The organism is Curtobacterium sp. 458 (assembly GCF_030406605.1).
Taxonomy (GTDB): Bacteria; Actinomycetota; Actinomycetes; order Actinomycetales; family Microbacteriaceae; genus Curtobacterium.
Genome location: NZ_CP129104.1, coordinates 1,129,296 through 1,153,040 on the forward strand (window position 1 = coordinate 1,129,296; position 23,745 = coordinate 1,153,040).

Annotated in this window: 25 protein-coding genes; 19 read left to right on the forward strand and 6 right to left on the reverse strand. The window is 72.1% G+C overall.

The window, feature by feature from the left end:
* Positions 1-184: 184 nt before the first annotated feature.
* The 10 genes from kdpF to QPJ90_RS05680 all read left to right on the forward strand — a co-directional run bounded on the left by kdpF (position 185) and on the right by QPJ90_RS05680 (position 10,362).
* A complete protein-coding gene (kdpF, locus tag QPJ90_RS05635) occupies positions 185-274 on the forward strand; it encodes a K(+)-transporting ATPase subunit F (protein ID WP_042724093.1) in 90 nt (29 codons plus the stop codon).
* On the forward strand, positions 274-1,959 hold the full coding sequence (kdpA, locus tag QPJ90_RS05640; RefSeq protein ID WP_290133483.1) for a potassium-transporting ATPase subunit KdpA: 1,686 nt from the start codon (positions 274-276) through the stop codon (positions 1,957-1,959). Before kdpF ends, kdpA begins: the two co-directional genes overlap by 1 nt.
* 29 nt (positions 1,960-1,988) lie before the next feature.
* On the forward strand, positions 1,989-4,082 hold the full coding sequence (gene kdpB / locus QPJ90_RS05645; protein WP_290133484.1) for a potassium-transporting ATPase subunit KdpB: 2,094 nt from the start codon (positions 1,989-1,991) through the stop codon (positions 4,080-4,082).
* Between the two features lie 2 nt (positions 4,083-4,084).
* Entirely contained in the window at positions 4,085-4,687 is a 603-nt protein-coding gene (gene kdpC, locus QPJ90_RS05650; RefSeq protein ID WP_290133485.1) for a potassium-transporting ATPase subunit KdpC, read from the forward strand.
* A gap of 144 nt (positions 4,688-4,831) precedes the next feature.
* The gene (locus tag QPJ90_RS05655) at positions 4,832-7,324 is read left to right on the forward strand and encodes an ATP-binding protein (protein WP_290133486.1); all 2,493 of its coding nucleotides are present in this window, start codon (positions 4,832-4,834) and stop codon (positions 7,322-7,324) included.
* Complete coding sequence (locus tag QPJ90_RS05660; protein ID WP_290133487.1) at positions 7,321-8,022, forward strand: response regulator transcription factor; 702 nt, start codon at positions 7,321-7,323, stop codon at positions 8,020-8,022. Before QPJ90_RS05655 ends, QPJ90_RS05660 begins: the two co-directional genes overlap by 4 nt.
* Positions 8,023-8,142: 120 nt before the next feature.
* Positions 8,143-8,643, forward strand: a complete 501-nt coding sequence (locus QPJ90_RS05665) for a helix-turn-helix transcriptional regulator (RefSeq protein ID WP_290133488.1) — start codon at positions 8,143-8,145, stop codon at positions 8,641-8,643.
* A complete protein-coding gene (locus tag QPJ90_RS05670; RefSeq protein ID WP_290133489.1) occupies positions 8,630-9,106 on the forward strand; it encodes a GNAT family N-acetyltransferase in 477 nt (158 codons plus the stop codon). Before QPJ90_RS05665 ends, QPJ90_RS05670 begins: the two co-directional genes overlap by 14 nt.
* Before the next feature lie 9 nt (positions 9,107-9,115).
* Complete coding sequence (locus QPJ90_RS05675) at positions 9,116-9,625, forward strand: GNAT family N-acetyltransferase (RefSeq protein WP_290133490.1); 510 nt, start codon at positions 9,116-9,118, stop codon at positions 9,623-9,625.
* The gene (locus tag QPJ90_RS05680; protein WP_290133491.1) at positions 9,622-10,362 is read left to right on the forward strand and encodes an alpha/beta hydrolase; all 741 of its coding nucleotides are present in this window, start codon (positions 9,622-9,624) and stop codon (positions 10,360-10,362) included. Before QPJ90_RS05675 ends, QPJ90_RS05680 begins: the two co-directional genes overlap by 4 nt.
* On the opposite strand, the gene QPJ90_RS05685 is transcribed toward QPJ90_RS05680, so the two are convergent.
* Positions 10,304-10,771 carry an NUDIX domain-containing protein gene (locus QPJ90_RS05685; protein ID WP_290133492.1) on the reverse strand — a complete coding sequence of 156 codons (468 nt, stop codon included), beginning with the start codon at positions 10,769-10,771 and terminating at the stop codon, positions 10,304-10,306. The two genes, QPJ90_RS05680 and QPJ90_RS05685, sit on opposite strands and share 59 nt — an antisense overlap.
* Before the next feature lie 94 nt (positions 10,772-10,865).
* Here QPJ90_RS05685 and QPJ90_RS05690 point away from each other — a divergent pair, with 94 nt between their 5' ends.
* Positions 10,866-11,420 (forward strand): AAA family ATPase, encoded by a 555-nt coding sequence (locus tag QPJ90_RS05690; RefSeq protein ID WP_290133493.1) that lies wholly within the window; start codon positions 10,866-10,868, stop codon positions 11,418-11,420.
* On the opposite strand, the gene QPJ90_RS05695 is transcribed toward QPJ90_RS05690, so the two are convergent.
* On the reverse strand, positions 11,410-12,768 hold the full coding sequence (locus QPJ90_RS05695) for an APC family permease (RefSeq protein WP_290133494.1): 1,359 nt from the start codon (positions 12,766-12,768) through the stop codon (positions 11,410-11,412). The two genes, QPJ90_RS05690 and QPJ90_RS05695, sit on opposite strands and share 11 nt — an antisense overlap.
* A 163-nt stretch (positions 12,769-12,931) precedes the next feature.
* Here QPJ90_RS05695 and QPJ90_RS05700 point away from each other — a divergent pair, with 163 nt between their 5' ends.
* Together QPJ90_RS05700 and QPJ90_RS05705 are read left to right on the forward strand one after the other, a co-directional pair.
* Positions 12,932-13,699 carry an HAD-IA family hydrolase gene (locus QPJ90_RS05700; RefSeq protein WP_290133495.1) on the forward strand — a complete coding sequence of 256 codons (768 nt, stop codon included), beginning with the start codon at positions 12,932-12,934 and terminating at the stop codon, positions 13,697-13,699.
* 64 nt (positions 13,700-13,763) lie between these two features.
* Positions 13,764-16,274 carry a glycosyl hydrolase family 65 protein gene (locus QPJ90_RS05705; protein ID WP_290133496.1) on the forward strand — a complete coding sequence of 837 codons (2,511 nt, stop codon included), beginning with the start codon at positions 13,764-13,766 and terminating at the stop codon, positions 16,272-16,274.
* A 51-nt stretch (positions 16,275-16,325) separates the two neighbouring features.
* Here QPJ90_RS05705 and QPJ90_RS05710 read toward each other — a convergent pair whose 3' ends face one another.
* From QPJ90_RS05710 to QPJ90_RS05720, 3 genes are read right to left on the reverse strand one after another with little or no spacing between them, the layout of a single operon-like run.
* Complete coding sequence (locus tag QPJ90_RS05710; RefSeq protein ID WP_290134175.1) at positions 16,326-16,730, reverse strand: VOC family protein; 405 nt, start codon at positions 16,728-16,730, stop codon at positions 16,326-16,328.
* 5 nt (positions 16,731-16,735) lie between these two features.
* Positions 16,736-17,251: a DUF1697 domain-containing protein gene (locus QPJ90_RS05715; RefSeq protein ID WP_290133497.1), complete on the reverse strand. Its 516-nt coding sequence runs from the start codon at positions 17,249-17,251 to the stop codon at positions 16,736-16,738.
* 26 nt (positions 17,252-17,277) lie between these two features.
* Entirely contained in the window at positions 17,278-17,541 is a 264-nt protein-coding gene (locus QPJ90_RS05720; RefSeq protein ID WP_290133498.1) for a hypothetical protein, read from the reverse strand.
* Between the two features lie 150 nt (positions 17,542-17,691).
* Here QPJ90_RS05720 and QPJ90_RS05725 point away from each other — a divergent pair, with 150 nt between their 5' ends.
* On the forward strand, positions 17,692-18,168 hold the full coding sequence (locus QPJ90_RS05725; protein ID WP_290133499.1) for a hypothetical protein: 477 nt from the start codon (positions 17,692-17,694) through the stop codon (positions 18,166-18,168).
* 192 nt (positions 18,169-18,360) lie between these two features.
* Here the strand turns inward: QPJ90_RS05725 and QPJ90_RS05730 are convergent, their stop codons facing one another.
* Positions 18,361-19,830 (reverse strand): NCS2 family permease, encoded by a 1,470-nt coding sequence (locus QPJ90_RS05730; protein ID WP_290133500.1) that lies wholly within the window; start codon positions 19,828-19,830, stop codon positions 18,361-18,363.
* Positions 19,831-19,969: 139 nt separating this feature from the next.
* Between QPJ90_RS05730 and folE the strand changes: the two genes are divergently transcribed.
* The 5 genes from folE to QPJ90_RS05755 all read left to right on the forward strand — a co-directional run bounded on the left by folE (position 19,970) and on the right by QPJ90_RS05755 (position 23,734).
* Positions 19,970-20,599: a GTP cyclohydrolase I gene (gene folE / locus QPJ90_RS05735; protein ID WP_290133501.1), complete on the forward strand. Its 630-nt coding sequence runs from the start codon at positions 19,970-19,972 to the stop codon at positions 20,597-20,599.
* A complete protein-coding gene (folP, locus tag QPJ90_RS05740) occupies positions 20,596-21,534 on the forward strand; it encodes a dihydropteroate synthase (protein WP_290133502.1) in 939 nt (312 codons plus the stop codon). Before folE ends, folP begins: the two co-directional genes overlap by 4 nt.
* On the forward strand, positions 21,531-22,283 hold the full coding sequence (locus QPJ90_RS05745) for a pyrimidine reductase family protein (RefSeq protein WP_290133503.1): 753 nt from the start codon (positions 21,531-21,533) through the stop codon (positions 22,281-22,283). The genes folP and QPJ90_RS05745 overlap by 4 nt, the downstream gene beginning before the upstream one ends.
* A gap of 151 nt (positions 22,284-22,434) precedes the next feature.
* On the forward strand, positions 22,435-23,088 hold the full coding sequence (locus tag QPJ90_RS05750) for an HAD-IA family hydrolase (RefSeq protein ID WP_290133504.1): 654 nt from the start codon (positions 22,435-22,437) through the stop codon (positions 23,086-23,088).
* Between the two features lie 100 nt (positions 23,089-23,188).
* Positions 23,189-23,734 carry a type 1 glutamine amidotransferase domain-containing protein gene (locus QPJ90_RS05755; RefSeq protein WP_290133505.1) on the forward strand — a complete coding sequence of 182 codons (546 nt, stop codon included), beginning with the start codon at positions 23,189-23,191 and terminating at the stop codon, positions 23,732-23,734.
* Positions 23,735-23,745: the final 11 nt, after the last annotated feature.

The window sequence follows — 23,745 nt, forward strand, 5'->3', positions numbered from 1 at the left end:
GGACCGGCCTGGAGGCACGACACCGGTCGCACCATCGGTGACGCACCAGGAATGGTGCGGTCCGCGCCGTCCGGTGCCGGGCCCGTGCAACCTACGGAGTCCTCGTGTTCGACGTGTTCGTCGTCGCCGGTGTCCTCGCCGTGTTCGGCGTGGTCGCCCTCATCGCCAAGGGGCTGGAGCGGCTGTGATCGGCATCACCATCGCCGCGGCCGTCCTCGGCGTCGCCGCTGTCGTCTACCTCGTCTGGGCACTCGTCCGGCCGGAGAAGTTCTGATGAGCGCGGGGGACACGTGGGCGGGCATCGCCCAGGTCGCACTCCTCGTCCTGCTCCTCGTCGTCTGCTACCGACCCGTCGGTGACTGGATGGCGAGCGTCTACACGCCCGTGCGGCACAGCCGGGTGGAGCGCGGGGCCTACCGGATCATCGGCGTCGACCCGGACGCCGAGCAGTCCTGGCCCGCGTACCTCCGCGGCGTGCTGCTCTTCAGCGTCGTCGGCCTGCTCGTCGTCTACCTCCTGCAGCGCATCCAGGTCGTGCTGCCGGGTGACCTCGGGCTGCCGAACGTCGGGCCGTCGCTCGCGTTCAACACGGCGGCGTCCTTCGTGGCGAACACGAACTGGCAGTCGTACTCGCCCGAGGCCACCGTCGGGTACTCCGTGCAGATGGCGGGCCTCGCGGTGCAGAACTTCCTGTCGGCAGCGGTCGGCCTCGCGGTCGCCGTGGCACTGGTCCGCGGCTTCGCCCGTCGGAAGTCCGGCACGCTCGGCAACGTCTGGGTCGACATCGTGCGCGGCACCGTCCGGCTCCTGCTCCCGGGCGCCTTCGTCTTCGCGATCGTCCTGGTCGCGGGAGGCGTCATCCAGTCGTGGGGCGCCGGCACGGACGTGACCACCCTGGTCGGTGGGACCCAGCACATCCCGGACGGCTTCGTCGCGTCGCAGGAGGCCATCAAGGAACTCGGGACGAACGGCGGCGGGTACTTCAACGCGAACTCGGCGCACCCGTTCGAGAACCCCCAGGCGTGGACGAACCTCGTCGAGGTCTTCCTCATGCTCGTGATCCCGTTCTCGCTGCCGCGCACGTTCGGCCGCCTCGTCGGCGACGACCGCCAGGGCTACGCGATCCTCGCCGTCATGGGAGCGATCTTCCTCGTGTCGCTCTCGGTGATGTCGATCGCCGAACTCGGGGGAGCCGGCACCGCCACCCACGCGGCCGGAGCGGCGATGGAGGGCAAGGAGATGCGCTTCGGCATCCTCGGCACGACCCTCTTCGGCACGACGTCGACCGCGACCTCGACCGGCGCCGTGAACGGCATGTTCGACAGCTTCACGCCGATCGGCGGGATGATGGCGATGCTCAACATGATGCTCGGCGAGATCAGCCCCGGCGGCGTCGGGTCGGGCCTCTACGGCATGCTCGTCCTCGCCGTGATCACGGTCTTCATCGGTGGCCTGCTCGTCGGACGTACCCCGGAGTACCTCGGCAAGAAGATCCGCGCACGTGAGATGACCTTCGCGGCGCTGTACATCCTCGTCACCCCGACGCTCGTGCTGCTCGCCACCGGACTGTCCCTCGTGATCCCCGGCGTCCGCGAGCAGGTCGTCGGCACGAGCATCTTCAACCCGGGCAACCACGGCCTGTCCGAGCTCCTCTACGCCTACACGTCCGGCGCGAACAACAACGGCTCGGCGTTCGGCGGGATCACCGCGAACACGACGTGGATGAACTCCTCGCTCGGCGTCGTGATGCTCCTCGGACGCTTCCTGCCGATCGCCCTCGTGTTGGCGCTCGCCGGCTCCCTCGCCCAGCAGGACAAGGTCCCGGCGACCGCCGGCACCCTCCCGACCCACCGGCCGCTGTTCATCGGCCTCCTCGGTGGCGTGGCGGTCATCGTCACCGCCCTCACCTACTTCCCGGTGCTCGCACTGGGACCCCTCGCAGAAGCGCTCGCACGATGAACGCACCGTCGACGTCCAAGGACCACGCCATGACCACCGCGACCTCCGTGCCGGAGGCGACCACCGCCTCCAGGCCGACCACCTCGTCCGCGTTCGGGCCCCGCCAACTGGTGGCGGGCCTCCCGGGCGCCCTGCGCAAGCTCGACCCGCGTCTCATGTGGCGCAACCCCGTCATGTTCATCGTCGAGGTGGGCGCAGCCCTCACGACCGTCTCGCTGTTCGTCGAGCCGTCCGCGTTCACGATCGCGATCGCGGTCTGGCTGTGGCTGACGGTGGTCTTCGCGAACCTCGCCGAGTCCGTGGCCGAAGGCCGCGGCAAGGCGCAGGCCGACACCCTCCGCAAGACCCGCTCGACCACGAGCGCCCGCCGGGTCCTCGGGTACGACGCCGCCGACCCGGCCGCCACCGGCAACCAGACCGAGGAGGTCGCGTCCGTCGACCTCGCCAAGGGCGACGTCGTCGTGGTCGTCGCGGGTGAGGTCATCCCTGGTGACGGCGACGTCATCGACGGCATCGCCTCCGTCGACGAGTCCGCGGTCACGGGGGAGTCGGCGCCGGTGATCCGCGAGTCCGGCGGCGACCGCAGTGCCGTCACCGGCGGGACCCGGGTGCTGTCCGACCGGATCGTCGTGCGCATCACCTCGACCCCGGGTGAGACCTTCATCGACCGGATGATCCGGCTCGTCGAGGGTGCTGCCCGGCAGAAGACGCCGAACGAGATCGCGCTGAACATCCTGCTCGCGTCGCTGTCGATCGTGTTCGTGATCGTCTGCCTCACCATGCAGCCCATCGCCGGGCTCGTCGGCGCGACCGTGAGCATCCCGGTGCTCATCGCCCTGCTCGTCTGCCTCATCCCGACCACCATCGGCGCGCTGCTCTCCGCGATCGGCATCGCCGGCATGGACCGTCTCGTGCAGCACAACGTGCTCGCGATGTCCGGCCGTGCGGTCGAGGCCGCCGGGGACATCACGACCCTGCTGCTCGACAAGACCGGGACGATCACGTACGGCAACCGCCAGGCCTCCCGCGTGGTGCCGGTGCCGGGCGTCAGCGAGGCCGACCTGATGGAGGCGTCCGCACTGTCCTCCGCTGCCGACAGCACCCCCGAGGGGCGCTCGATCGTCTCGCTCGCCGAGGCGGCCGGCGTGGCCACCGCGCTGCCCGCCGGCGCCGTCGAGGTGCCGTTCACCGCGCAGACGCGCATGTCGGGCCTCGACCTCACCGACGGCACCGAGGTCCGGAAGGGTGCCGCGGCCGCGGTGCTCGCGTGGGCCGGGGCAGCCGACCTGGCCGTCACCGCCGCGATCGACGCCACCGTTGCCGAGGTCTCCGACCAGGGCGGCACCCCGCTCGTCGTCGCCCGTCGCGCGCCCGGTGGTGCCGTCGACCTGCTCGGTGTCGTGCACCTCAAGGACGTCGTGAAGGACGGCATGTCCGCCCGGTTCGCGCAGCTCCGCGAGATGGGCATCCGCACGGTGATGATCACGGGCGACAACCCCCGTACGGCGAAGGCCATCGCGGCCGAGGCCGGCGTCGACGACTTCCTCGCCGAGGCCACCCCGGAGGACAAGCTCGCCCTGATCCGCAAGGAGCAGGAGGGCGGCAACCTCGTCGCGATGACCGGCGACGGCACGAACGACGCCCCGGCCCTGGCCCAGGCGGACGTCGGCGTCGCGATGAACACCGGCACGACGGCGGCGAAGGAGGCGGGCAACATGGTCGACCTCGACTCCGACCCGACCAAGCTCATCGACGTCGTCCGGATCGGCAAGCAGCTGCTCATCACCCGCGGCGCACTCACCACGTTCTCGATCGCCAACGACGTCGCGAAGTACTTCGCGATCATCCCGGCCATGTTCCAGCTGGCGTTCCCGGGCCTCGCGGCACTGAACATCATGGGGCTGCACAGCCCGTCGTCCGCGATCCTGTCGGCCGTCGTCTTCAACGCGCTCGTCATCGTGGCGCTCATCCCGCTGTCGCTGCGCGGCGTCACGTACCGCGCCGCCTCGGCGTCGTCGATCCTCGGCCGCAACCTGCTCGTCTACGGGCTCGGCGGCGTGGTCGTCCCCTTCATCGGCATCAAGCTGATCGACCTCGTGGTCGGTCTCATCCCGGGGTTCTAGTCATGGCATCTGCACGTTCGACCTTCCGTTCCGCTTCGGTGGCGGTCCGCCTCACCCTCCTCTGCACCGTCGTCCTCGGGGTCGCCTACCCGCTCGCGGTGTGGGGCGTCGGGCAGGCCGCCTTCCACGACCAGGCGAACGGCTCGATGGTCACCGACTCGTCCGGGAAGGTCGTCGGCTCGTCGCTCATCGGCCAGTCGTTCGACGGGTCCGGCTCCGCCCGCTGGTTCCAGTCCCGCCCGAGCGCCGCGGGCGAGCAGGGCTACGACGCGAACGCGTCCAGCGGCTCGAACCTCGGCCCGAACAACCCGGACCTGCTGAAGGCGATCGAGGAGCGCAAGGCCGCGATCGCGAAGGCCGACGGGGTTCCCGAGTCATCGGTCCCGGCGGACGCGGTCACCGCCTCGGGCTCCGGGCTGGATCCGGACATCAGCCCGGAGTACGCGATGCTGCAGGTCTCGCGCGTGGCGGAGGCCCGCGGGCTCCCGGAGTCGACGGTCCGCGCGCTCGTCGAGCAGCACACCGAGTCGCGGCAGCTCGGGTTCCTCGGCGAGCCGGTCGTGAACGTGCTCGAGCTGAACCTGGCGCTCGCGAAGGCGTCCTGACGATGGTGCCGGTCGCGTCCGCACAACCGAAGTCACCTCGAACCGCGCCGAACCGTGGTGCGGACCGACTTCGGTCGTGCGAGGCGCGTCGGCACCACGACCCCCACCACCACCACCACGACCCCGACGCGAGAGGATGAGCACGTGAAGCGAGGCAAGCTGCGGGTCCTGCTCGGCGCCGCGCCCGGCGTCGGCAAGACGTACACGATGCTCGAGGAAGGGCACCGGATGGCCGCCGAGGGCCGGGACGTGGTCGTCGCCGTCGTCGAGACCCACGAGCGCGCCGCCACCGCCGCCCTGGTGCACGGCCTCGAGGTCGTCCCACGGCGGATCGTCGAGCACCGCGGCGTGACCCTCGACGACATGGACCTCGACGCCGTCCTCGCCCGGCGTCCCGACGTCGCGCTCGTCGACGAGCTCGCCCACACGAACGCCCCGGACGGCCGGAACGAGAAGCGCTGGCAGGACGTCGAGGCGCTGCTCGCCGCGGGGATCAGTGTCATCTCGACCGTGAACGTCCAGCACATGCAGTCCCTCGGCGACGTCGTCCGCGAGATCACCGGCACCGTGCAGCGCGAGACCGTCCCCGACGCCGTGGTCCGCGCCGCCGACCAGATCGAGGTCGTCGACCTGTCCCCGGCGGCCCTGCGCGACCGGCTCTCCGACGGCCTCGTGTACCCGGCGGCCCGGATCGACGCAGCACTGTCGAACTACTTCCGGCTCGGCAACCTCACCGCCCTCCGTGAGATCGCCCTGCTCTGGCTCGCCGACGAGGTCGACGACGCCCTGCGCGCCTACCGCGCCGAGCACGGCATCGACCACCGCTGGGAGGCGCGGGAGCGGGTCCTCGTGGCCCTCACCGGCGGGCCCGAGGGCGAGACGCTGCTCCGGCGCGCGGCGCGCATCGCCGCACGCAGCGCCGGCGGCGAGCTCGCCGCGGTGCACGTCACGACGAACGACGGTCTCCGCGTCCGGCACCCCGGCGCCCTCGGGAAGCAGCGGACCCTGCTCGAGCAGCTCGGCGGGACGTACCACCAGGTGGTGGGAGACGACGTCCCGGGGACCCTCGTGCGGTTCGCGAAGTCGATCGACGCCACCCAGATCGTGATCGGGGTCAGCCGGCGGAGTCGCCTCGCCGCAGCACTGACCGGTCCGGGCATCGGCAACACGGTCGTCCGCGAGTCGGGCGACATCGACGTGCACGTCGTCACGCACGAGCGGGCCGGCGGCGGGTTCGCGCTCCCGAAGCTCGGGGGCAGCCTGTCGCGCGGCCGCATCGTCGCCGCGTTCGTCCTCTCGCTCGTGGCGGGGCCACTCCTGACGTGGCTGCTCTCCCTCGGCACCGATCCCGACGCCATCACGGTCGACGTGCTCGCGTACCAGCTGCTCGTGCTCGTCGTGGCGCTCGTCGGCGGCATGTGGCCAGCGGTGTTCGCCGCCGTGCTGTCCGGGCTGAGCCTCGACTTCTTCTTCGTGCAACCCCTCTACATGGTCACCGTCCAGCAGCCGTGGCACCTCGTGGCCCTCGTGATGTACGTCGTCAGCGCCGTGCTCGTCAGCTTCGTCGTCGATCGCTCGGCACGACGCTCGCGCGCTGCCCGCCGTGCCGCCGCCGAGTCCGGACTCCTCGTCGGGATCGCCGGCAGCGTCCTCCGCGGCGACGACGCCCTCCAGGCACTGCTCGACCGCACCCGCGAGGCCTTCGGGTTCGCGGGTGTCCGGATCCGGCAGGGCGACGAGGTCCCGGCCACGTCGGGGGAGTTCGGCGACGTCCCGGACGCCACCACGAGCCTCCCGTCCGGCGCCGTCCTGGAGTTCGCGGGCGCACCCGACGACCCGACCCAGCGCCGGCTGCTGCGCGTCGTCGAGCAGCAGCTCGACGCAGCGGTCGAGCACCGCGAACTGACCCGCACGGCGGTCGACGCGGAGCGGATCGCCGCGGCGGACCGCGTGCGCAGCGCCATCCTCGCGGCTGTCGGCCACGACGTGCGTCGGCCGATCGCGGCCGCCTCGGCGGCCGTGCAGACCCTCCGCGCCGCGGACATCACCCTGTCCGACGCCGACCGGGAGGCACTACTCGCGACCGCCGACGAGAGCCTCGGACACCTCGCGGTGCTGTTGGCAGACCTCCTCGACGTCAGCCGCGTGCAGGCGGGGGTGCTCGCCGCCCGGCCCGTTCCCACCGCGCTCGAGACGGTCGTCGCGCCCGCCCTCGACGAGCTCGAACTCGGGCCGGAGGACGTCGACCTCGACCTCCCCGCCGACCTGCCGCCCGTCCTCGCCGACCCCGTGCTGCTCCAGCGCGTCGTCGTGAACCTGCTCGCCAACGCCAGCCGCTACGCCCCCGAGGGCACCCGCGTCCGCGTCGCCGCGAGCGCCTTCGGCGGCGGGGTCGAGCTCCGCGTCGCCGACCACGGCCCCGGCATCCCCGAGGACCGCCGCGGCGAGGTGTTCCAACCGTTCCAGCGGCTCGGCGACACCGACAACGACACCGGCCTCGGCCTCGGGCTCGCGCTCGCCCGCGGGTTCACCGAGGGTATGGGCGGCACCATCGAGGTCGACGACACCCCCGGTGGCGGACTCACCGTCGTCGTGCGGCTGCCGATCGCCGGACACGTGGGGGTGTCGGTCCTGTGAGCACCAAGGTCCTCATCGCCGACGACGACGCCCAGCTCGTCCGCGCGCTCGCCGTCACCCTCGCCGCCCGCGGGTACGACGTCGTCACCGCCCGCGACGGCCGCGCCGCGCTCGACGCCGTCATCACCGAACGCCCCGACCTCGTGCTGCTCGACCTCGGCATGCCCCGCCTCGACGGCATCGGCGTGCTCGAGGGCCTCCGCGCCTGGACGCAGGTGCCGGTGCTCGTGCTCTCCGGCCGGACCGACTCGTCCGACAAGGTCGACGCACTCGACGCCGGCGCCGACGACTACGTGACGAAGCCGTTCCAGATGGACGAGCTCCTCGCCCGGCTCCGTGCGCTCGGCCGTCGGCAGGCCGCGGTCGCCGCGTCCGCCGGGGGAGCACCGACCGTGGCGATCGGCGACCTCGTCGTCGACCTCGTCGCCAAGCAGGTGACCCCGCCCGCGGGTCCCGCGATCCGCCTCACCCCGACGGAGTGGCGGCTGCTCGAGGTCCTCGTGACGAACCCCGACCGGCTGATGACCCGCGAGATGCTCCTCACCGAGGTGTGGGGACCGTCGCACGGCAACGACTCCGGGTACCTCCGGCTGTACATGGCCCAGCTCCGGCGGAAGCTCGAGCCGGACCCCGGGAACCCGCGCTACCTCGTCACCGAGTCGGGCATGGGGTACCGCTTCAGCCCCGGCCACGCGTGAGTCGTCGGGCGGTCGCCGTGCGCTGCCGACCGGCTGGCGGGTCCCTGTCGGCACGCTGGCGGGCAGGTGTCGGGTCCGTGTCGTGGTGTCCGGACCCGCGCGGTTCCTAGGCTCGGGGTCATGAACGAGATGCGGATCGCAACCCTCCGACGCGAGCGAGGCTGGACCCAGGAACGCTTGGCCGAGACGAGCGGGATCGCTGTCCGGACGGTGCAGCGGCTCGAGTCCGGCAAGGACGCCAGCCTCGAGACGCTCAGCGCGATCGCCCGTGCGCTCGACGTCCCCGTGCGGGACCTCTTCGCGTCGGAGGAGCGGGCGGACCTCGATCCCGGCGTGCGGGGCCTCGACGAGCGGACCGCCGCCGACCAGGCCGCGCGGGACCGGGCGGTCGCGGGCTTCTGGTCCCTGTACGCGGCGATCGGCATCGGATTCGGCATCGTCACCGTCGTGCTCCTGGTGCTCCACGTCTGGTCGCCCCTCGTGTTCCTCGCCGTCGGGGCGTACTGGGTCCTGGGTCGACTGGTCGGACGGGTGGTCGTCGACGTCGTCCTCGCGCCGCGGCTCGACCGCCGGTACCCGCTCTCCCGCCACGACGACGGGTCGTCGCGTGCCGCGGGATGACTCCCCACCCGACACGTCGATCGCGCCCGTCGGGGCGGCGGACGTCGAGGACGTCCGTGCGTTCCTGACGGCGAACGACCTCACCGTCGCAGGCCTCGGCACACCGGGTGTGCGCCTGTGGGTCGTCCGGGACGTGGCCGGCTCGGTCGTCGCTTCCACGGGCTTCGAGACCTCGTCGGACGGGAGGCACGCCCTCCTCCGCAGCGTCGCCGTCGGTCCGCAGCGCCGCGGCTCCGGCGCCGGGGGTCGGCTCGCGATCTTCGCGATGGAGCAGGCCGTCTCGACGGGTGCCGATCGAGCGTGGCTGTTCAGCCGCCGGTCCGGCCCGTTCTGGCAGGGCCTCGGGTTCCGCCCCGCGGACCGCGAGACCCTGGCGGCGGTCCTCGCGGACACCAGCCAGGTCGCCCTCTTCCGTCGGACAGGGCAGCTCGGCCGGGAGGTCGCGTGGAGCCGCCCGCTGTAGCGTCCCCTCGTGACGATCGAGCTGCGCCGGGTGACCGGCGAGGACTGGGCAACGTGGCGCCCGGTCCGACTCGCGGCGCTCGCCGATGCCCCGGACGCGTTCGGCTCACGGCTCGACGACTGGCGGGACGCCCCGGAGCACCGCTGGCGGACCCGGCTCTCGCTCCCGGGAGCGATCGACCTCCTGGCGGTCGACACGGACAGCGGCGACGGTCGAGCGATCGGGATGGCGAGCGGGGTCCCGGACGCCGACGGCCCGCACCGCGCCGAGCTCATCTCGATGTGGGTCGACCCGGTGGCCCGTCGCCGCGGGGTCGCCCGTCTGCTGATCGACGCCGTCGCGGACTGGGCGGCCGAGCGCGGCGCACACGAACTCGTGCTCTCCGTGATGCCCGACAACCGCGACGCGCAGGAGACCTACGCCCGCACCGGGTTCTCGGTGACGGACGAGCCGGGGGACCTGCTGCCGGACGGCCGGCGCGAACTCGTCATGCGACGCGACCTGGAGGAACGATCGTGAACCGAACACTGCGCATCACCGCGTGGATCGTCGCAGCCGTCGTGCTGGTCGCCGTGGTGTTCCTCGTGTACGCCAACATCGTCATGCAGGGGACCCGGAGCGCCGCGCTGCAGGTCTGGCGTGACGACCGGGTCGCCGTCCGTGACGCCGGCGACTCGATCGTGATGACGCCGACCGGGCAGGCCGACGGCAAGGGGATCGTGTTCATCCCCGGCGCGAAGGTCGACCCGTACGCGTACATGGCGACGTTCCGGCAGGTGGTCGCGACCGGGACGACGGTGGTGATCACGAAGCCGACGCTCAACCTCGCGTTCTTCGACACCCGGCCGCTCTCGACGTTCGAGGCGCACGCCCCGGAGGTCACGACGTGGGCCGTCGGCGGACACTCCCTCGGCGGTGTCCGCGCCTGCCAGCTCGCGAAGGACGCCGACGGGCTGCTGCTCCTCGGGAGCTACTGCGCGAACGACATCAGCCGCTCGTACATCCAGGTCCTCAGCGTCTCCGGCTCGCGCGACGGGCTGTCCACCCCGGCGAAGGTCGACGCGGCCCGGCACCTCCTGCCGTCCACCGCCACGATGGTCGAGGTCCAGGGCTCGAACCACGCGGAGTTCGGCGCGTACGGCGACCAGCCCGGCGACCGGACGGCGACGATCTCCCCGGCCGAGGCCCGCGGCGAGATCAGCGCGGCGGTCGAACGGTGGGTGCAGGCGCTGCCCCCGGGGACCGACCTGCGCTGACGGCCATCCGCACCGCGTCGACGGCGAGCGGCGGCACCAGCCCGACCGCTTCGACGTCCGCGATCGGCACCCACGCCGGCCGGTAGCGGTTCGTCGGCGAAGCGCCGGCTCGCTCCGGCGCGTCGGTCGCCAGCGCGGGCACACCCGGTCCGGCCTCGACGTGGAGGTACACGGCGGGCGCAGCGCGCTCGAGGCCGACCGGCAGGAGGGCGACCACCTCGCCGTCGAGTCCGGTCTCCTCGCGGAGCTCGCGGAGACACGCCCGCTGCGGGGTCTCGCCCTGCTCGACGCCCCCGCCGGGCAGGACGGCGTAGCGCCGTCCGTCGCGCTCGCGGAGGACGACGAGCACCCGGCCGTCGCGGACCGCGACGGCGGCCGCGCGGAGGCGGAGCGGACGGGGAGCAGACACGTCGTCACCGTACGCCGCGTCGAGGAGGTGAGCCGTGCCTCCCGGCCGATGACTCGCCCTGGCGACTGCAGCCGGTGGCTGGCAGCATCGGCGCATGGCGTTCCTCGTCCTCCTCAACGGCATCCCGGCGAGCGGCAAGTCGACGGTCGCCCGCGCGTGGGCCGAGCGGCACGCTCCGGACCTACCGGTGGCGTTCGACATCGACGTCCTGCGCGCCATGATCGGCGGGTGGCGGACGGCACTGCGTCCTGCCGGGGAGGCCGCGCGGGTGATGGCCACGGCGGCGATCGGGGCACACCTGCGGTCCGGCCGCGACGTGATCGTTCCCCAGTACGCCCGCCGGGCCGACTTCGTCGACGACCTCGCCGCGCTCGCCACCGACTCGGGAGCGGTGTTCGTGGAGCTCGCGTTGCGCGCCGACGCGGCGGAGGCGGACCGTCGCTTCGCGACGCGGGCCGCGGAGGGACCGAGCGTGCACGGTGACCTCGGCGGCGACCGGATGGTGGACGTGCACGTCGGACTGGAGGCATTCCTCGCCACCCGTACCCGCGTCCAGCGGGTGGGCGGTCCGGACCAGGGCGTCGCGGACGTCGTCGACGAGATCGACGCGGTCCTCGCCGCGGTGGCGGCGGGCTCCGTCAACGGGTGACGTCGGTCTCCCGGGTGTGCGACGGGCGCCGTCGCGTTGCCCGTGCGATGAAGTACAGCACGACGCCGACGGCGAGCAGCAGTGCGGCGTACAGCCACACCTGCCCGCTCTGCTGCGTGAGCAGCAGGACGCACGACGCGACGCCGAGCACCGGGACGAACGTCCACACCCGGAAGTGGTCGTGCTCCACGCGGTCGCGGCGGAGGACGAGGACGGCGACGTTCGTGCTGATGAAGACGAACAGGAGCAGGAGCACGACGGTCTCGGCGAGGGTGCCGACGTCACCGACGAGGGTGAGGAGCATCGCCACGACGGTGGTCGCGACGATGGCGGTCCACGGGGTCTTCCGGTTCGCGAGGACCTTCGCCAGCACGGCGGGCAGGAGTCGCTGCTCGGCCATGCCGTACGTGACGCGGCTCGCCATGATCATCGTGAGCAGGGCGCCGTTCGCCACCGCGACGAGGGCGATCAGGCTGAACACCCAGTCCGGGATCGGGACGCCCGAGGCCGAGACCACGGCGAGGAGCGGACCGGACGAACCCTCCAACTCGGAGGCGGGCAGCGCGATCGCGCTGGCGAGGCCGACGAGCACGTAGACGACGCCGGCGGTCGCGAGGGCGCCGAACAGGGCCTTCGGGTAGACACGGCGGGGTTCGCGGACCTCCTCGGCGACGTTGGCGCTCGTCTCGAAGCCGACGAAGGAGTAGTAGGCGACGATGGCGGCGCTCAGGGTCGCGAGCGCCGGGTTCGCGTCCGCCGGGAACGCCCCGACGCGGCTCACGTCGCCGCCTCCGGCGCCGAGCATCACGGCCACGACGACGATCACGATGACGAGACCCGACACCTCGATGATCGTCATGACGACGTTGCTCTTCAGTGAGTCCGAGATGCCGCGGGCGTTGAGGCAGGCGATGAGCGCGAGGAAGACGATCGCGGTGGGCACGGGCGGCAGGTCGACGAACGTGCCGAGGTAGTCGCCCGCGAACGCGAGGGACAGCCCGGCGGCGCTCGTGACCCCGGCGGCGAGCATGCTGAACCCGACGAGGAACGACACGAGGGGCACCTTGTACGCCCGCTCGGCGAACACCGCTGCGCCGCCGGCCTTCGGGTACTTCGTGACGAGCTCGGCGTAGGAGCCCGCGGTGAGCAGGGCCAGCAGCAGGGCGAGGACGAGCGGTGCCCAGAGCGCCCCACCGACGTCCTCCGACAGCGTCCCCATCAGGGCGTAGATGCCGGCGCCGAGGACGTCGCCGAGGATGAACAGGTAGAGGAGCGGACCGGTGATCGCCTGGTGGAGCTTCGACTCCGGCTGTCCCGGAGCGGAGCGTTCGGCGGTGTCGCTGGTCATGGTGGTGCCTTCCGTCCCCGTCAGGGTGTCCGAGTGCTCCCGAGCGGCCTCACCGGTCCGTCCGCATCGCGCGGAGTCCTGCACACTCCGCTCTCGGTGAACTCTCTCCACACATCGGCGTCGCGCCTGAGTGCACCGGCGGGAGCGGTCCTAGAGTGGGCGCATGACCGCACCGGACCGGCCCACCCCTGCCCGCCTCGCGGATCAGCGCGCGCTGCTGTTCGACCTCGACGGCGTCCTCACGCCGACCGCCGAGGTGCACATGCGCGCGTGGAGCCGCCTGTTCACGCCGTACCTCGCCGCGCACGGCGTCGCGCCGTACACCGAGCAGGACTACTTCGACCACATCGACGGCAAGCCCCGCTACGACGGGGTCCGGTCGCTGCTCGCGTCGCGCGGCATCGACCTGCCGGAGGGCACCCCCGACGACGACCCGTCGGCCGACACCGTCTGCGGCCTCGGCAACCGGAAGAACGCCGAGTTCACGGCCGAGCTGGACGAGCACGGGGTCGAGCCGTACCCGGGCTCGCACCGGTTCCTCGTCGCCGCGATCGACGCCGGCTACTCGGTCGCCGTCGTGTCGAGCTCGGCGAACGCGGTGTCGGTGCTCCGCACGGCCGGCATCCTCGAACGCTTCCCGGTGATCGTCGACGGCCTCGTCGCCCGGCAGGACGCGCTCGAGGGCAAGCCCGCGCCGGACACCTACCTCGACGCCGCGAGCCGCTTCGGTCTCACCGCGGCCGAGTGCGTGGTCGTCGAGGACGCCACGAGCGGGGTCGAGGCCGGCCGCAACGGCGGCTTCGGACTCGTCATCGGCGTCGACCGCGGAGCCGGCGCGGACGCACTGCGCGCTCACGGTGCCGACGTCGTCGTGCAGGACCTCGCCGACCTCGTCGACGACCTCCGCCCCGTCCCCACCCCCGCGAACTGACGGACGGCGGCCGTTCCCGGGCCGCCACGACCCGCCCCCGCACCTCCCTCCCCCACGGAGCAGCATGAACCCCATCACCTCGGACCCGCTCGACCGCGTCCGCTACCCGATCGACGAGTGGGCGCTCGTCGAGACCGAGTACACGCCGGACGAGCAGGGCGTGGCAGAGACGAACTTCGCGGTCGGCAACGGCTACCTGGGCCTCCGCGGCAACCTCGACGAGGGCCGTGGCGGCGTCCAGTACGGCACGTACGTCAACGGGTTCCACGAGACCTGGCCCATCCGGCACGCCGAGGACGCCTTCGGCTTCGCGAAGACCGGGCAGACGATCATCAACGCGCCCGACGCCAAGGTGATCCGGCTCTACGTCGACGACGAGCCGCTCGTCCTGGCCGAGGCCGACATCCTCCGGCACACGCGCCGCCTCGAGTTCCGTGGCGGCTACCTGTTCCGCGAGACCGAGTGGTCGACACCGTCGGGCAAGCGGGTCCTCATCCGTTCGCGCCGCCTCGTGTCGTTCACCGACCGGCACCTCGCCGTCATCGACTACGAGGTCACCGTCCTCGACGCCGACGCCTCGATCCTCCTCTCCAGCCAGATCCTCAACCGGCAGGACGTCCAGGACGAGTACCACGCGGGCATGCGCGCCGCCGCGAACGCCTTCGACCCGCGCAAGGCCGAAGCGTTCACCGAGCGTGTCCTCGAGCCGAAGCTCAAGCGCAGCACGGGTGCGCGGTCGCTCCTCGGCTACCAGGCCGCCAGCTCGGGCATGACGATCTGCGTGGGCGTGGAGCACCACCTCGAGACCGACAACTCGTGGGACGAGTCGTCGTCGATCGAGGACGACCTCGCGAAGCACGTGTACCGGGTGCAGGCGCGGGCCGGTGTCCCGATCCGCCTCGTGAAGAGCATCGTCTACCACACGTCCCGCGGCGTCCCCGCGCGCGAACTCGCCGACCGCTGCGACCGCACGCTCGACCGTGCCCACGCCGAGACCGTCGACGACGTGTTCGCCACGCAGCGCGCCTGGATGAACGACTACTGGGCCCGGAGTGACGTCGAGATCCCCGGCAAGCCCGACGTGCAGCAGGCCGTTCGTTGGAACCTCTTCATGCTCGCGCAGGCGACGGCCCGCACGGACGGGCACGGCATCGCTGCGAAGGGCGTCACCGGGTCCGGGTACGGCGGTCACTACTTCTGGGACATGGAGATCTACGTCCTGCCGTTCCTGTCGTACACGGCGCCGATCGTCGCGCGGAACGCCCTCCGCTTCCGCTACAACATGCTCGACGCCGCCCGCTCCCGGGCGCGCGAGCTGAACCAGCACGGGGCGCTCTTCCCGTGGCGGACGATCAACGGCGAGGAGTCCTCGGCCTACTACGCCGCCGGCACCGCGCAGTACCACATCGACGCGGACATCGCCCACGCCCTCATGCAGTACGTGCGGGCCTCCGGTGACAAGGAGTTCCTCAAGCGCGGCGCGATCGACATCCTCGTCGAGACCGCTCGGCTGTGGGAGGACCTCGGGTTCTGGCGGTCCAACGGCGACAAGAAGTTCCACATCGACGGCGTCACCGGGCCGGACGAGTACACGACCGTGGTCGACGACAACCTCTACACGAACGTCATGGCCCGGGCGAACCTCTGGTCCGCCGTGCAGGCCTGCCGCGAGCTCGCCGTCGACGACCCGGAGGAGTACGGCCGCATGGTCCGGCGCACCGGGCTCCAGGAGGACGAGGTCCAGGGCTGGGAGCACGCCGCCGAGTCGATGGAGATCCCCTTCGACCCGCACCGCGGCATCCACCCGCAGGACGCCCAGTTCCTCGACAAGGAGCTCTGGGACCTCGAGAACACGCCGGAGTCGAAGCGGCCGCTGCTGCTGCACTACCACCCGCTGGTGATCTACCGGTTCCAGGTGCTCAAGCAGGCGGACGTCGTGCTCGCGCTGTTCCTGCAGGGCCACGAGTTCACCGCTGCCGAGAAGCGTCGTGACTTCGACTACTACGACGCGCTGACCACGGGCGACTCGACCCTGTCCGCCGTGGTGCAGTCGATCATGGCGGCCGAGGTCGGCTACTGCGAGCTCGCCGAGCAGTACTTCCAGACCGCCCTGTACGTCGACCTGGCTGACCTCCACGGCAACACGGCGGACGGTGTGCACATCGCGTCGACGGGCGGCATCTGGGGAGCGCTCGTCAACGGGTTCGGCGGCATGCGGGACCACGGCGGGCGCATGACGTTCAACCCCCGGCTGCCGCGGACGTGGGAGCGCATCACCTACCGGCTCAACGTGCGGGGCTCCCGCGTGAAGGTCGACCTCGAGCAGGACACCCTGACGTTCACCGTCGAGCAGGGCGAGGGCCTCACGGTGTGGGTGCACAACCAGCAGTGGGACCTCTCCGCCGCGGAGCCCACGGTCGTGCCGTTGCCGCACCAGGGGCCGCGGATGACCGGGCGGGCGCCGACGACGAGCGACATCCAGGGCACGCTGCGTGCGGACGGATCGGTCATCACGGCATCGATCCCGACGATCTCGCTCGAGCGGCAGTTCGAGGTGGACGAGACGACCGCGTAGCACCGGCGCTCGGCCTGCAGGCCCGGGGCGCGTCCGCCGTGCGGGCGCGCGTCAGCGGGTGGTCGCCACCAGTTCCACCTTCGCCCGCTCGGCGTCCTCGAGGAACGCCGCGTGGTGGTCCGGTCCACCGGCGTACGGGTGCCGGTCGGCGTAGAGGTGCGTCCACCCGTGCGCCGGGGCCGCGTACCAGAGGCGGTCGACGTCGGCCGGGGTGCCGGCGTGGAACGCCAGGTGGCTCAGGCCGGGTCGGCGCCGGTCGTGGGTGCCGTCGAGCGGTGCCGCCTCGAGGACGACGTACGTGCCGCCCGCGATCCAGCTCCGTCCGCGGTCCCACCGCTGGTACGGCTCGTACCCGAGCTCGCCGAGCAGCCACCCCCACGTCGGCACGGCTCGATCGAGGTCTGCGACACGCAGCTCGACGTGGTGCAGCGCACCACGGCGGGCGCCGTCGGACACGCGGGTCACAGGAGCTTCCGGAGCGTGTTCGTGTTCCGCGTCGTCGTCGTGCGCTTGAACCGCGCCGCTGCCGCACGCCTCGCGAAGGCCGTGTCCGTGCTCGACCCCTTCGGGCACGACCAGTACACGACGCCGTCGCCCCGGGCGACCCGTTCCACCGGATCGTCGGGCGTGCGGTCGGCCAGCAGGTCGTCGAGGGCCGCAGTCTCCGACGCGAAGACGACGTAGTCGTGCCGGTCGGGCGCGGAGCGGAAGGGGAACCCGTCGACGATGCCCGCCAGGTCGTCGTGCCGGAGCAGCACGATCCAGGCGTCGTACCCGAAGCGGTCCCGGAGTGCGTGCTCGACACCGGCCTTGATCGCGGTCGCGTCGCCGGTCGCGGTGAAGACCACGTTGCCGGAGGCGAGCACCGTCCGGACGTCCTCGTGGCCGAGCCCGCGGAACGTCTCGGCGAGGTCCGCGCTCCGGATGGTGATGCCGTTCACGTTGACGCCACGGAGCAGCGCGATCCACCTGGTCATGTCCGGACCGTAGCGCGCCGTCGCGGTCACGTCCACGTCCGGGCCACACCCCAGCCGCCGCCCTCGGGCACGATGTCGACGACGAGGGTCTCGCCGTCCTCCGCGGTCGCCTGGAAGCGCCACCCGACGGTCCGCTCGGGAGCGTGCGTGATCGCCGTCGGAAGCTCCGCCCGCGTGACGGTGAGCCGTGTCGGTGTGTCCGTGACCCGCCAGCGACGGCCCGACCACACCAGCCGATCGGGCACGCCGGCGGTCCACCAGACCGTCGCTGCCGTGTCGATGATCACCACGATGACCTCCTGATGTTCGAACGTGTGTTCGAATGGTAGGCCACGACCGGCCGCTCGGCAACGGCCCGGTGCGGCGTGCGGACGGACGGCTCCGGGCCGGGGGACGCCGACCTCGGAGCAGCCGCAGCGGCGCTCCGGTAGACGAGACGCATGACGGACGAGCGACACGACGACCACGGATCCGACGACCAGGGACCGGACACAGCGCACCAGGTCCCGGAGGGGGTGTCCGAGGCGACCGTCGAGGCGCTCGGCACGCTGTCCGCGGCGCTCGAGGTCATCGAGCACGCGCGGGGTCTGCTGTACGGCTTCCACCGCCTCACGGGCAAGGCCGACCTCGACCTCGGCGACGCCGTCGAGCAGCTCCGGAAGGCCGGGCACACCGACCTCGCCGACCGCATCGACACCGAGCTCCTCGGACGCAACGTCATCGCGGGCCGGTGGACCTTCCAGATCATGGAGGACTACGACGACGGCTACTACGCACTCGCCAAGGAACTCGAGAAGGCTGCTCGCGACGAGCTGGTCGACGGGAAGCGCCACCTCTTCGAGGCGGGCATGAAGGAGGACCGGCGCACGCAAGGTCGACGCCACCACGAGGCCCAGCCGTCCGACCTGCCGGACTGACACCGCGCCTCCAGGCCGGAGCGCCCGACCGCCCGACCGCCGACCGCCGAGCGGCGCCCGCCGAGCGACCAGCGCTGCACAACCGAAATCACCCCGAACCACGGCGATCCGTGGTTCGGGGTGACTTCGGTTGTGCGGGAGCCAGACGCACCGCGCAGTGGACGCGAACGCGCCCGCGGACGCGGACGCGCGTCAGCCGACGCCGAGCAGCGCCTCCAGCGGCCCGCGCGCGAAGTACAGCAGGAAGCCGAACGCGACGACGTACAGGAGCCACGAGACCTCGCGGCCCCGGCCGGACAGCAGCTTGATGAGCACCCAGCTGATGAAGCCTGCGCCGATGCCGTTCGCGATCGAGTAGGTCAGCGGCATGACGACGATCGTGAGGAACGCCGGCAGCGCCGACCCGAAGTCCGTCCACGAGATGTCCGCCACCTGCGCGACCATGAGCGCGCCGACGACGACGAGCCCGGCGGCGGCGACCTCGAGCGGGACGACCTGCGTCAGCGGCGTGAGGAACATCGACGCCAGGAACAGCACGCCGGTCACGACCGAGGCCATGCCCGTGCGGGCGCCCTCGCCGATGCCGGCCGCCGAGTCGATGAACACCGTGTTCGACGACACCGAGGCGCCACCACCGGCGATCGCACCGACGCCCTCGACGACGAGCGCCGACTTGAGCCGCGGGAACGTGCCGTCGGGGTGTGCGACCCCGGCGGCCTTCGCGAGACCGGTCATCGTGCCCATCGCGTCGAAGAAGTTCGTGAAGACGAGGGTGAAGACGAGCATCGACGCGGCGAGCGGGCCGATGCGGCTGAAGGCACCGAAGTCGAAGTGCCCGACGAGCGACAGGTCCGGCACGGCGAACAGCGCCGAGGGCAGGCCTGGGGCGTTGAGGTTCCAGCCGGTCTTCGACTCGACCGAGGTCGGCACCTGGAAGATCGCCTGCAGGATGATCGCGATGATCGTGGTCGCCACGATGCCGATGAGCAGGGCGCCCTTCACGCGGCGGGCCATGAGCGTGCCGATGATGACGAGGCCGATGAGGAACACGATCGTCGGGAGCGCCCCGACCGAGCCGTCCTCGCCGAGCTGCAGCGGGGGCGAGGCCAGTCCGGACGACCGCACGAAGCCGGAGTCGACGAGGCCGATGAAGGCGATGAACAGGCCGATCCCGACCGTGATCGCGGCCTTGAGCTGGGCGGGCACCGCCGTGAAGATCATCGTCCGGATGCCCGTCAACGCGAGGATCACGATGATGACGCCGTTGATGACGACGAGTCCCATCGCCTCGGCCCACGTGACCTGCTTGACGACGCTCACGGCGAGGAACGAGTTGATGCCGAGGCCCGCCGCGATGCCGAACGGGAGGTTCGCGACGACGCCCATCGCGATGGTCATGAGGCCGGCGACGAGACCGGTGGCCGCGGCGACCTGGGCGTTCTCGAGCCAGCCGCCGGTGACGTCCTTCGCGGCCTGGTCGGCGCTGAACCCACCGAGGATCAGCGGGTTGAGGATGACGATGTAGGCCATCGTCACGAAGGAGACGAGACCACCACGGATCTCTCGGGGGATCGTCGACCCGCGGCTCGTGATCGAGAAGTAGCGGTCGAGGCCGGACGCGAAGCGGTTCCGGGGCGGCGTGTCGGTCTGCTGGGCGCTCACCGGACGAGTTTACAGAACGCTGGGAGCGCGGCGCGTCGCGCCGGGAGCGTCGGCCGGGAGGCACGGCTCGCCTCCGCGGGGTACGTCACCTCGGGTGCCCGCTCGCGTTCTGCGGCCAGCGACGGTGTTGGATGAGGACGTGAACGAACGACTGGACCGCGCGCGGATCGAAGCCGCCGTGCGCGAGCTCCTCCTCGCCGTCGGCGACGACCCCGACCGCCCCGAACTCGCCCGCACCCCGGGGCGCGTCGCGGACTCCTACGCGGAGTTCTTCTCCGGCATCGGGACCGACGCCGTCGCGATCGCCCGGGACGGCGTCGTGCACGCCGAGGACGGCGATCGCGGGCAGCTCGTGATCGTCCGCGACGTGAAGTTCCGGTCGATGTGCGAACACCACCTGCTGCCCTTCATCGGAGTCGCGCACCTCGCCTACGCACCCGGCGACCAGCTCATCGGCCTCGGGACGCTCTCGCGCGTGCTCGACGCCGTGGCCTCGCGCCCGCAGCTCCAGGAGCGGCTCGGTGAGCAGGTCGCGGCCACCATCGCCGAGGGCCTCGACGCGACCGGCGTGCTCGTCGTCCTCGACGCCCAGCACCAGTGCGTGACGACGCGCGGTGAACGCCAGACCGGCTCGACCACGGTGACGGTCGCCGCCACCGGGACCCTCGCCACGTCGGCCGGCCGCGCCGAGGCGATCGCCCTCATCGGCGCGGGCGTCGGCGCCGCCGGCGGACCCGCAGCCGGAGCAGACCACGGGACCGACGCATGACGACCGAGCAGCGCGATCCGAGCCTCCGAGCCGTCACGACCGGACCCGGTTGGGTGGTTCCCGACCTGCGCGACCCGGTCCGCACGATCGGCCGCCGCACGTTCGACTTCGACCACCGCGTCGCCGTCATGGCGATCGTGAACCGCACGCCCGACTCCTTCCACGACCAGGGAGCGACGTTCGCGCTCGACCAGGCCGTGGCCGCCGCGGTCCGTGCCGCCGAGCAGGGCGCCGACTGGGTCGACATCGGCGGCGTGAAGTTCGCGCCGGGGCCGGAGCTCTCCGCCGCCGACGAGCTCGACCGGGTCCTGCCGGTGGTGGCCCAGCTCGCGCAGGAGTCCGACGTCGTGATCTCGGTCGACACCTTCCGCCCCGAGGTCGCCGAGGCCACGATCGCTGCCGGTGCCAGCGTCGTCAACGACACGACCGGGTTGTCGGACCCGCGGATGGCCGCCGTCGTCGCCGACTCCGACGCGACGATCGTCATCACGCACTCGACCGCCCCGCCCCGACAGGAGCTGCCCGAGCCGCCGCACTACGACGACATCGGCCGCGAGGTCGTCGACTTCCTCCGGGAGCGCGTGGACCGGGCGCTCGCGGCGGGCATCCCGGAGTCGCGGATCATCGTCGACCCCGGACACGACCTGAACAAGAACACCGTGCACACGCTCGAGCTGACGCGCCGGCTGCCCGAGGTCGTCGCACTCGGCTACCCGGTGCTCGCCGCGGTGTCGAACAAGGACTTCGTGGGGGAGTCCCTCGGGCGTCCCCGTGGAGAACGGCTGTCCGGCTCGCTGGCCGCCGCCACCGTCAGTGCGATGCTCGGCGCGCGGATCGTCCGGATGCACGACGTCGTCGAGAGCGTCGACGCGATGCGCATGGTCGAGGCGGTCCTCGGCTGGCGCGAACCCGTGGAAGCGAGGCACAACACGTGAACGCACTGCCCGCCTCGATCGCCGACCTGGCCGACGACGACCTCCTCGAGCTGTACCGGGCCGGCGTGCCGGACGGACCCTGGCTCCGGGTGAACTTCGTGACGACGCTCGACGGGTCCGCCTCGGCGTCCGGTCGCACGGCCGACCTCGGCGGCGACGACGACCTGCGCGTGTTCGACCTGCTCCGCCGCACGGCCGACGTGGTCCTCGTCGCCGCCGGCACCGTCCGCGACGAGGAGTACGGCCCGATGGTCCTGCACGACGCCGACGTCGACTGGCGTCGTGCGCACGGGATGCCGGACCACCCGGTGTTCGCGATCGTCACGGGCTCGGCGGGCCTCGACCCGTCGTCGCGGGTGTTCACCGAGGCGCCGGTGCGCCCGATCGTGCTGACCTCGGCGTCCGGCGCGGCGTCGGAGCGGGGTCGGGCACTCGCGGAGGTCGCGGACGTCGTGGCATGCGGGGACGACTCCGTGGACGTCACCGCCGTCGTGCGGGCGCTGGGCGACCGTGGACTCGAACGCATCCACTGCGAGGGCGGGCCGTCGTTCTTCGGGGCGCTCATCGCGGCGGACCTCGTGGACGAGCTGACCCTGACGGTGGACCCCACGCTCGAGGGCGGGGAGGGGCCGCGGATCGCCACGGCGCCGTCCGGGTCGTCGGCCGCGGCAGGGCTGCGACGCATGCGTCCCGCGCACGTCCTCCTCGGCGCCGACGGGGTGCTCCTGACGCGGTACGTGCGCGCCTGACGCCGCGCCGCGTGTGGCCGAGTCCCGTGGTGGGCGACGCCGCTTGCGCTCTGGAGCGCGGGAAACGTCGCCCACGCCGAGTCTCGGGGCGCGGCTGCCGAGTCTCGTGCGGCCTGCCGCGTCCCGGTGCTGCGCCGGTAGGGTCGGAGGTGTGATCGACGTCGTGGTGTCCGGGGTCCTGTTCGACATGGACGGGACGCTCGTCGACTCGACCGCGGTCGTCGAGGCAGCGTGGACCCGGTTCGGTGAGGAGCACGGGCTCGACCCGGTCGAGATCCTCGGCTTCTCGCACGGTCGCCAGACGATCGACACGATCCAGCGCTACCTGCCCGACCTGCCCCGGGACGAGCAGCAGGTGATCGTCGACACGATGATCGCCGCGGAGATCGACTACGTCCACGGGATCATCGAGGTCCCCGGCGCCGGCGCGTTCGTCCGGCGCCTCCAGGACCTCGGCGTGCCGGTCGCCCTCGTGACGAGCGCCCCGCGCGAGCTCGCGGTCAAGCGCATGATCGCAGCCGACGTCCCCGTCCCCGACGCCCTCGTGCCGTCGGAGGACGCCGAGCGCAGCAAGCCGCACCCTGAGGGCTACCTCCGCGGCGCCGAGCTGCTGGGGGTGCCGGCCGAGGAGTGCCTCGCGTTCGAGGACGCCCCCGCCGGGGTCGAGGCCGCGCTCGCCTCCGGGGCGACGACGGTCGTCGTGGGCACCCTCGAGGCCGACGTCACCGCCGGCCTGCCGCGCATCGCGGGGTACGACGGACTGACCGTCGAGCCCGAGGGATCCGGTTTCCGCATCCGCGGCTGAGCGGAGCTGGGCGGGACCTGCCGACTGCGAGCACGCCCAGCGCCGCCCGACGACCGTGGAGCCCGGCGGCCGGAACCACCGGGCCGCGGAAGGAGTGACCATGGCAGCCCTCGACGGCAAGAAGATCCTCGTCATCGCGACGAACTACGGCGTGGAGCAGGACGAGATCGTCGTCCCCACCGAGCAGCTCCGGGAACGCGGCGCGGACGTGACCGTGGCGGCGCAGGAGTCCGGCTCGATCGAGACCCTCGTCGGCGACAAGGACCCGGGGAAGTCGGTGTCCTCCGACACCTCCATCGGCAGTGTCAGCGGAGCCGACGACTACGACGCACTGGTCGTCCCGGGTGGCACGATCAACGCGGACACCATCCGCCAGGACGCCGACGCGGTCGCGCTGGTGCAGGCGTTCGCCCAAGCCGGCAAGCCCGTCGCGGCGATCTGCCACGGCCCGTGGACCCTCATCGAAGCCGGCGTCGTCTCGGGGAAGACGATCACGTCGTTCCCGTCGCTGCAGACCGACGTCCGGAACGCCGGCGGCGAGTGGGTCGACCAGGAGGTCCAGGTCGACGGTGGCCTCATCACGTCCCGCAACCCGGACGACCTGCCGGCGTTCGTCGACGCCATCGAGCACGCCCTCACGGCGTAGGCCGGCTGGGG

What these genes read in the sequence shown, in the direction of transcription:
- QPJ90_RS05695 (WP_290133494.1), bottom strand. Translation starts at nt 12,768, where the DNA reads ATGACCAGCGACACCGCCGAACGCTCCGCTCCGGGACAGCCGGAGTCG.
- QPJ90_RS05665 (WP_290133488.1), top strand. Translation starts at nt 8,143, where the DNA reads ATGAACGAGATGCGGATCGCAACCCTCCGACGCGAGCGAGGCTGGACC.
- kdpC (WP_290133485.1), top strand. Translation starts at nt 4,085, where the DNA reads ATGGCATCTGCACGTTCGACCTTCCGTTCCGCTTCGGTGGCGGTCCGC.
- QPJ90_RS05705 (WP_290133496.1), top strand. Translation starts at nt 13,764, where the DNA reads ATGAACCCCATCACCTCGGACCCGCTCGACCGCGTCCGCTACCCGATC.
- QPJ90_RS05690 (WP_290133493.1), top strand. Translation starts at nt 10,866, where the DNA reads ATGGCGTTCCTCGTCCTCCTCAACGGCATCCCGGCGAGCGGCAAGTCG.
- QPJ90_RS05700 (WP_290133495.1), top strand. Translation starts at nt 12,932, where the DNA reads ATGACCGCACCGGACCGGCCCACCCCTGCCCGCCTCGCGGATCAGCGC.
- QPJ90_RS05755 (WP_290133505.1), top strand. Translation starts at nt 23,189, where the DNA reads ATGGCAGCCCTCGACGGCAAGAAGATCCTCGTCATCGCGACGAACTAC.
- QPJ90_RS05715 (WP_290133497.1), bottom strand. Translation starts at nt 17,251, where the DNA reads ATGACCAGGTGGATCGCGCTGCTCCGTGGCGTCAACGTGAACGGCATC.
- QPJ90_RS05725 (WP_290133499.1), top strand. Translation starts at nt 17,692, where the DNA reads ATGACGGACGAGCGACACGACGACCACGGATCCGACGACCAGGGACCG.
- kdpA (WP_290133483.1), top strand. Translation starts at nt 274, where the DNA reads ATGAGCGCGGGGGACACGTGGGCGGGCATCGCCCAGGTCGCACTCCTC.
- kdpB (WP_290133484.1), top strand. Translation starts at nt 1,989, where the DNA reads ATGACCACCGCGACCTCCGTGCCGGAGGCGACCACCGCCTCCAGGCCG.
- folP (WP_290133502.1), top strand. Translation starts at nt 20,596, where the DNA reads ATGACGACCGAGCAGCGCGATCCGAGCCTCCGAGCCGTCACGACCGGA.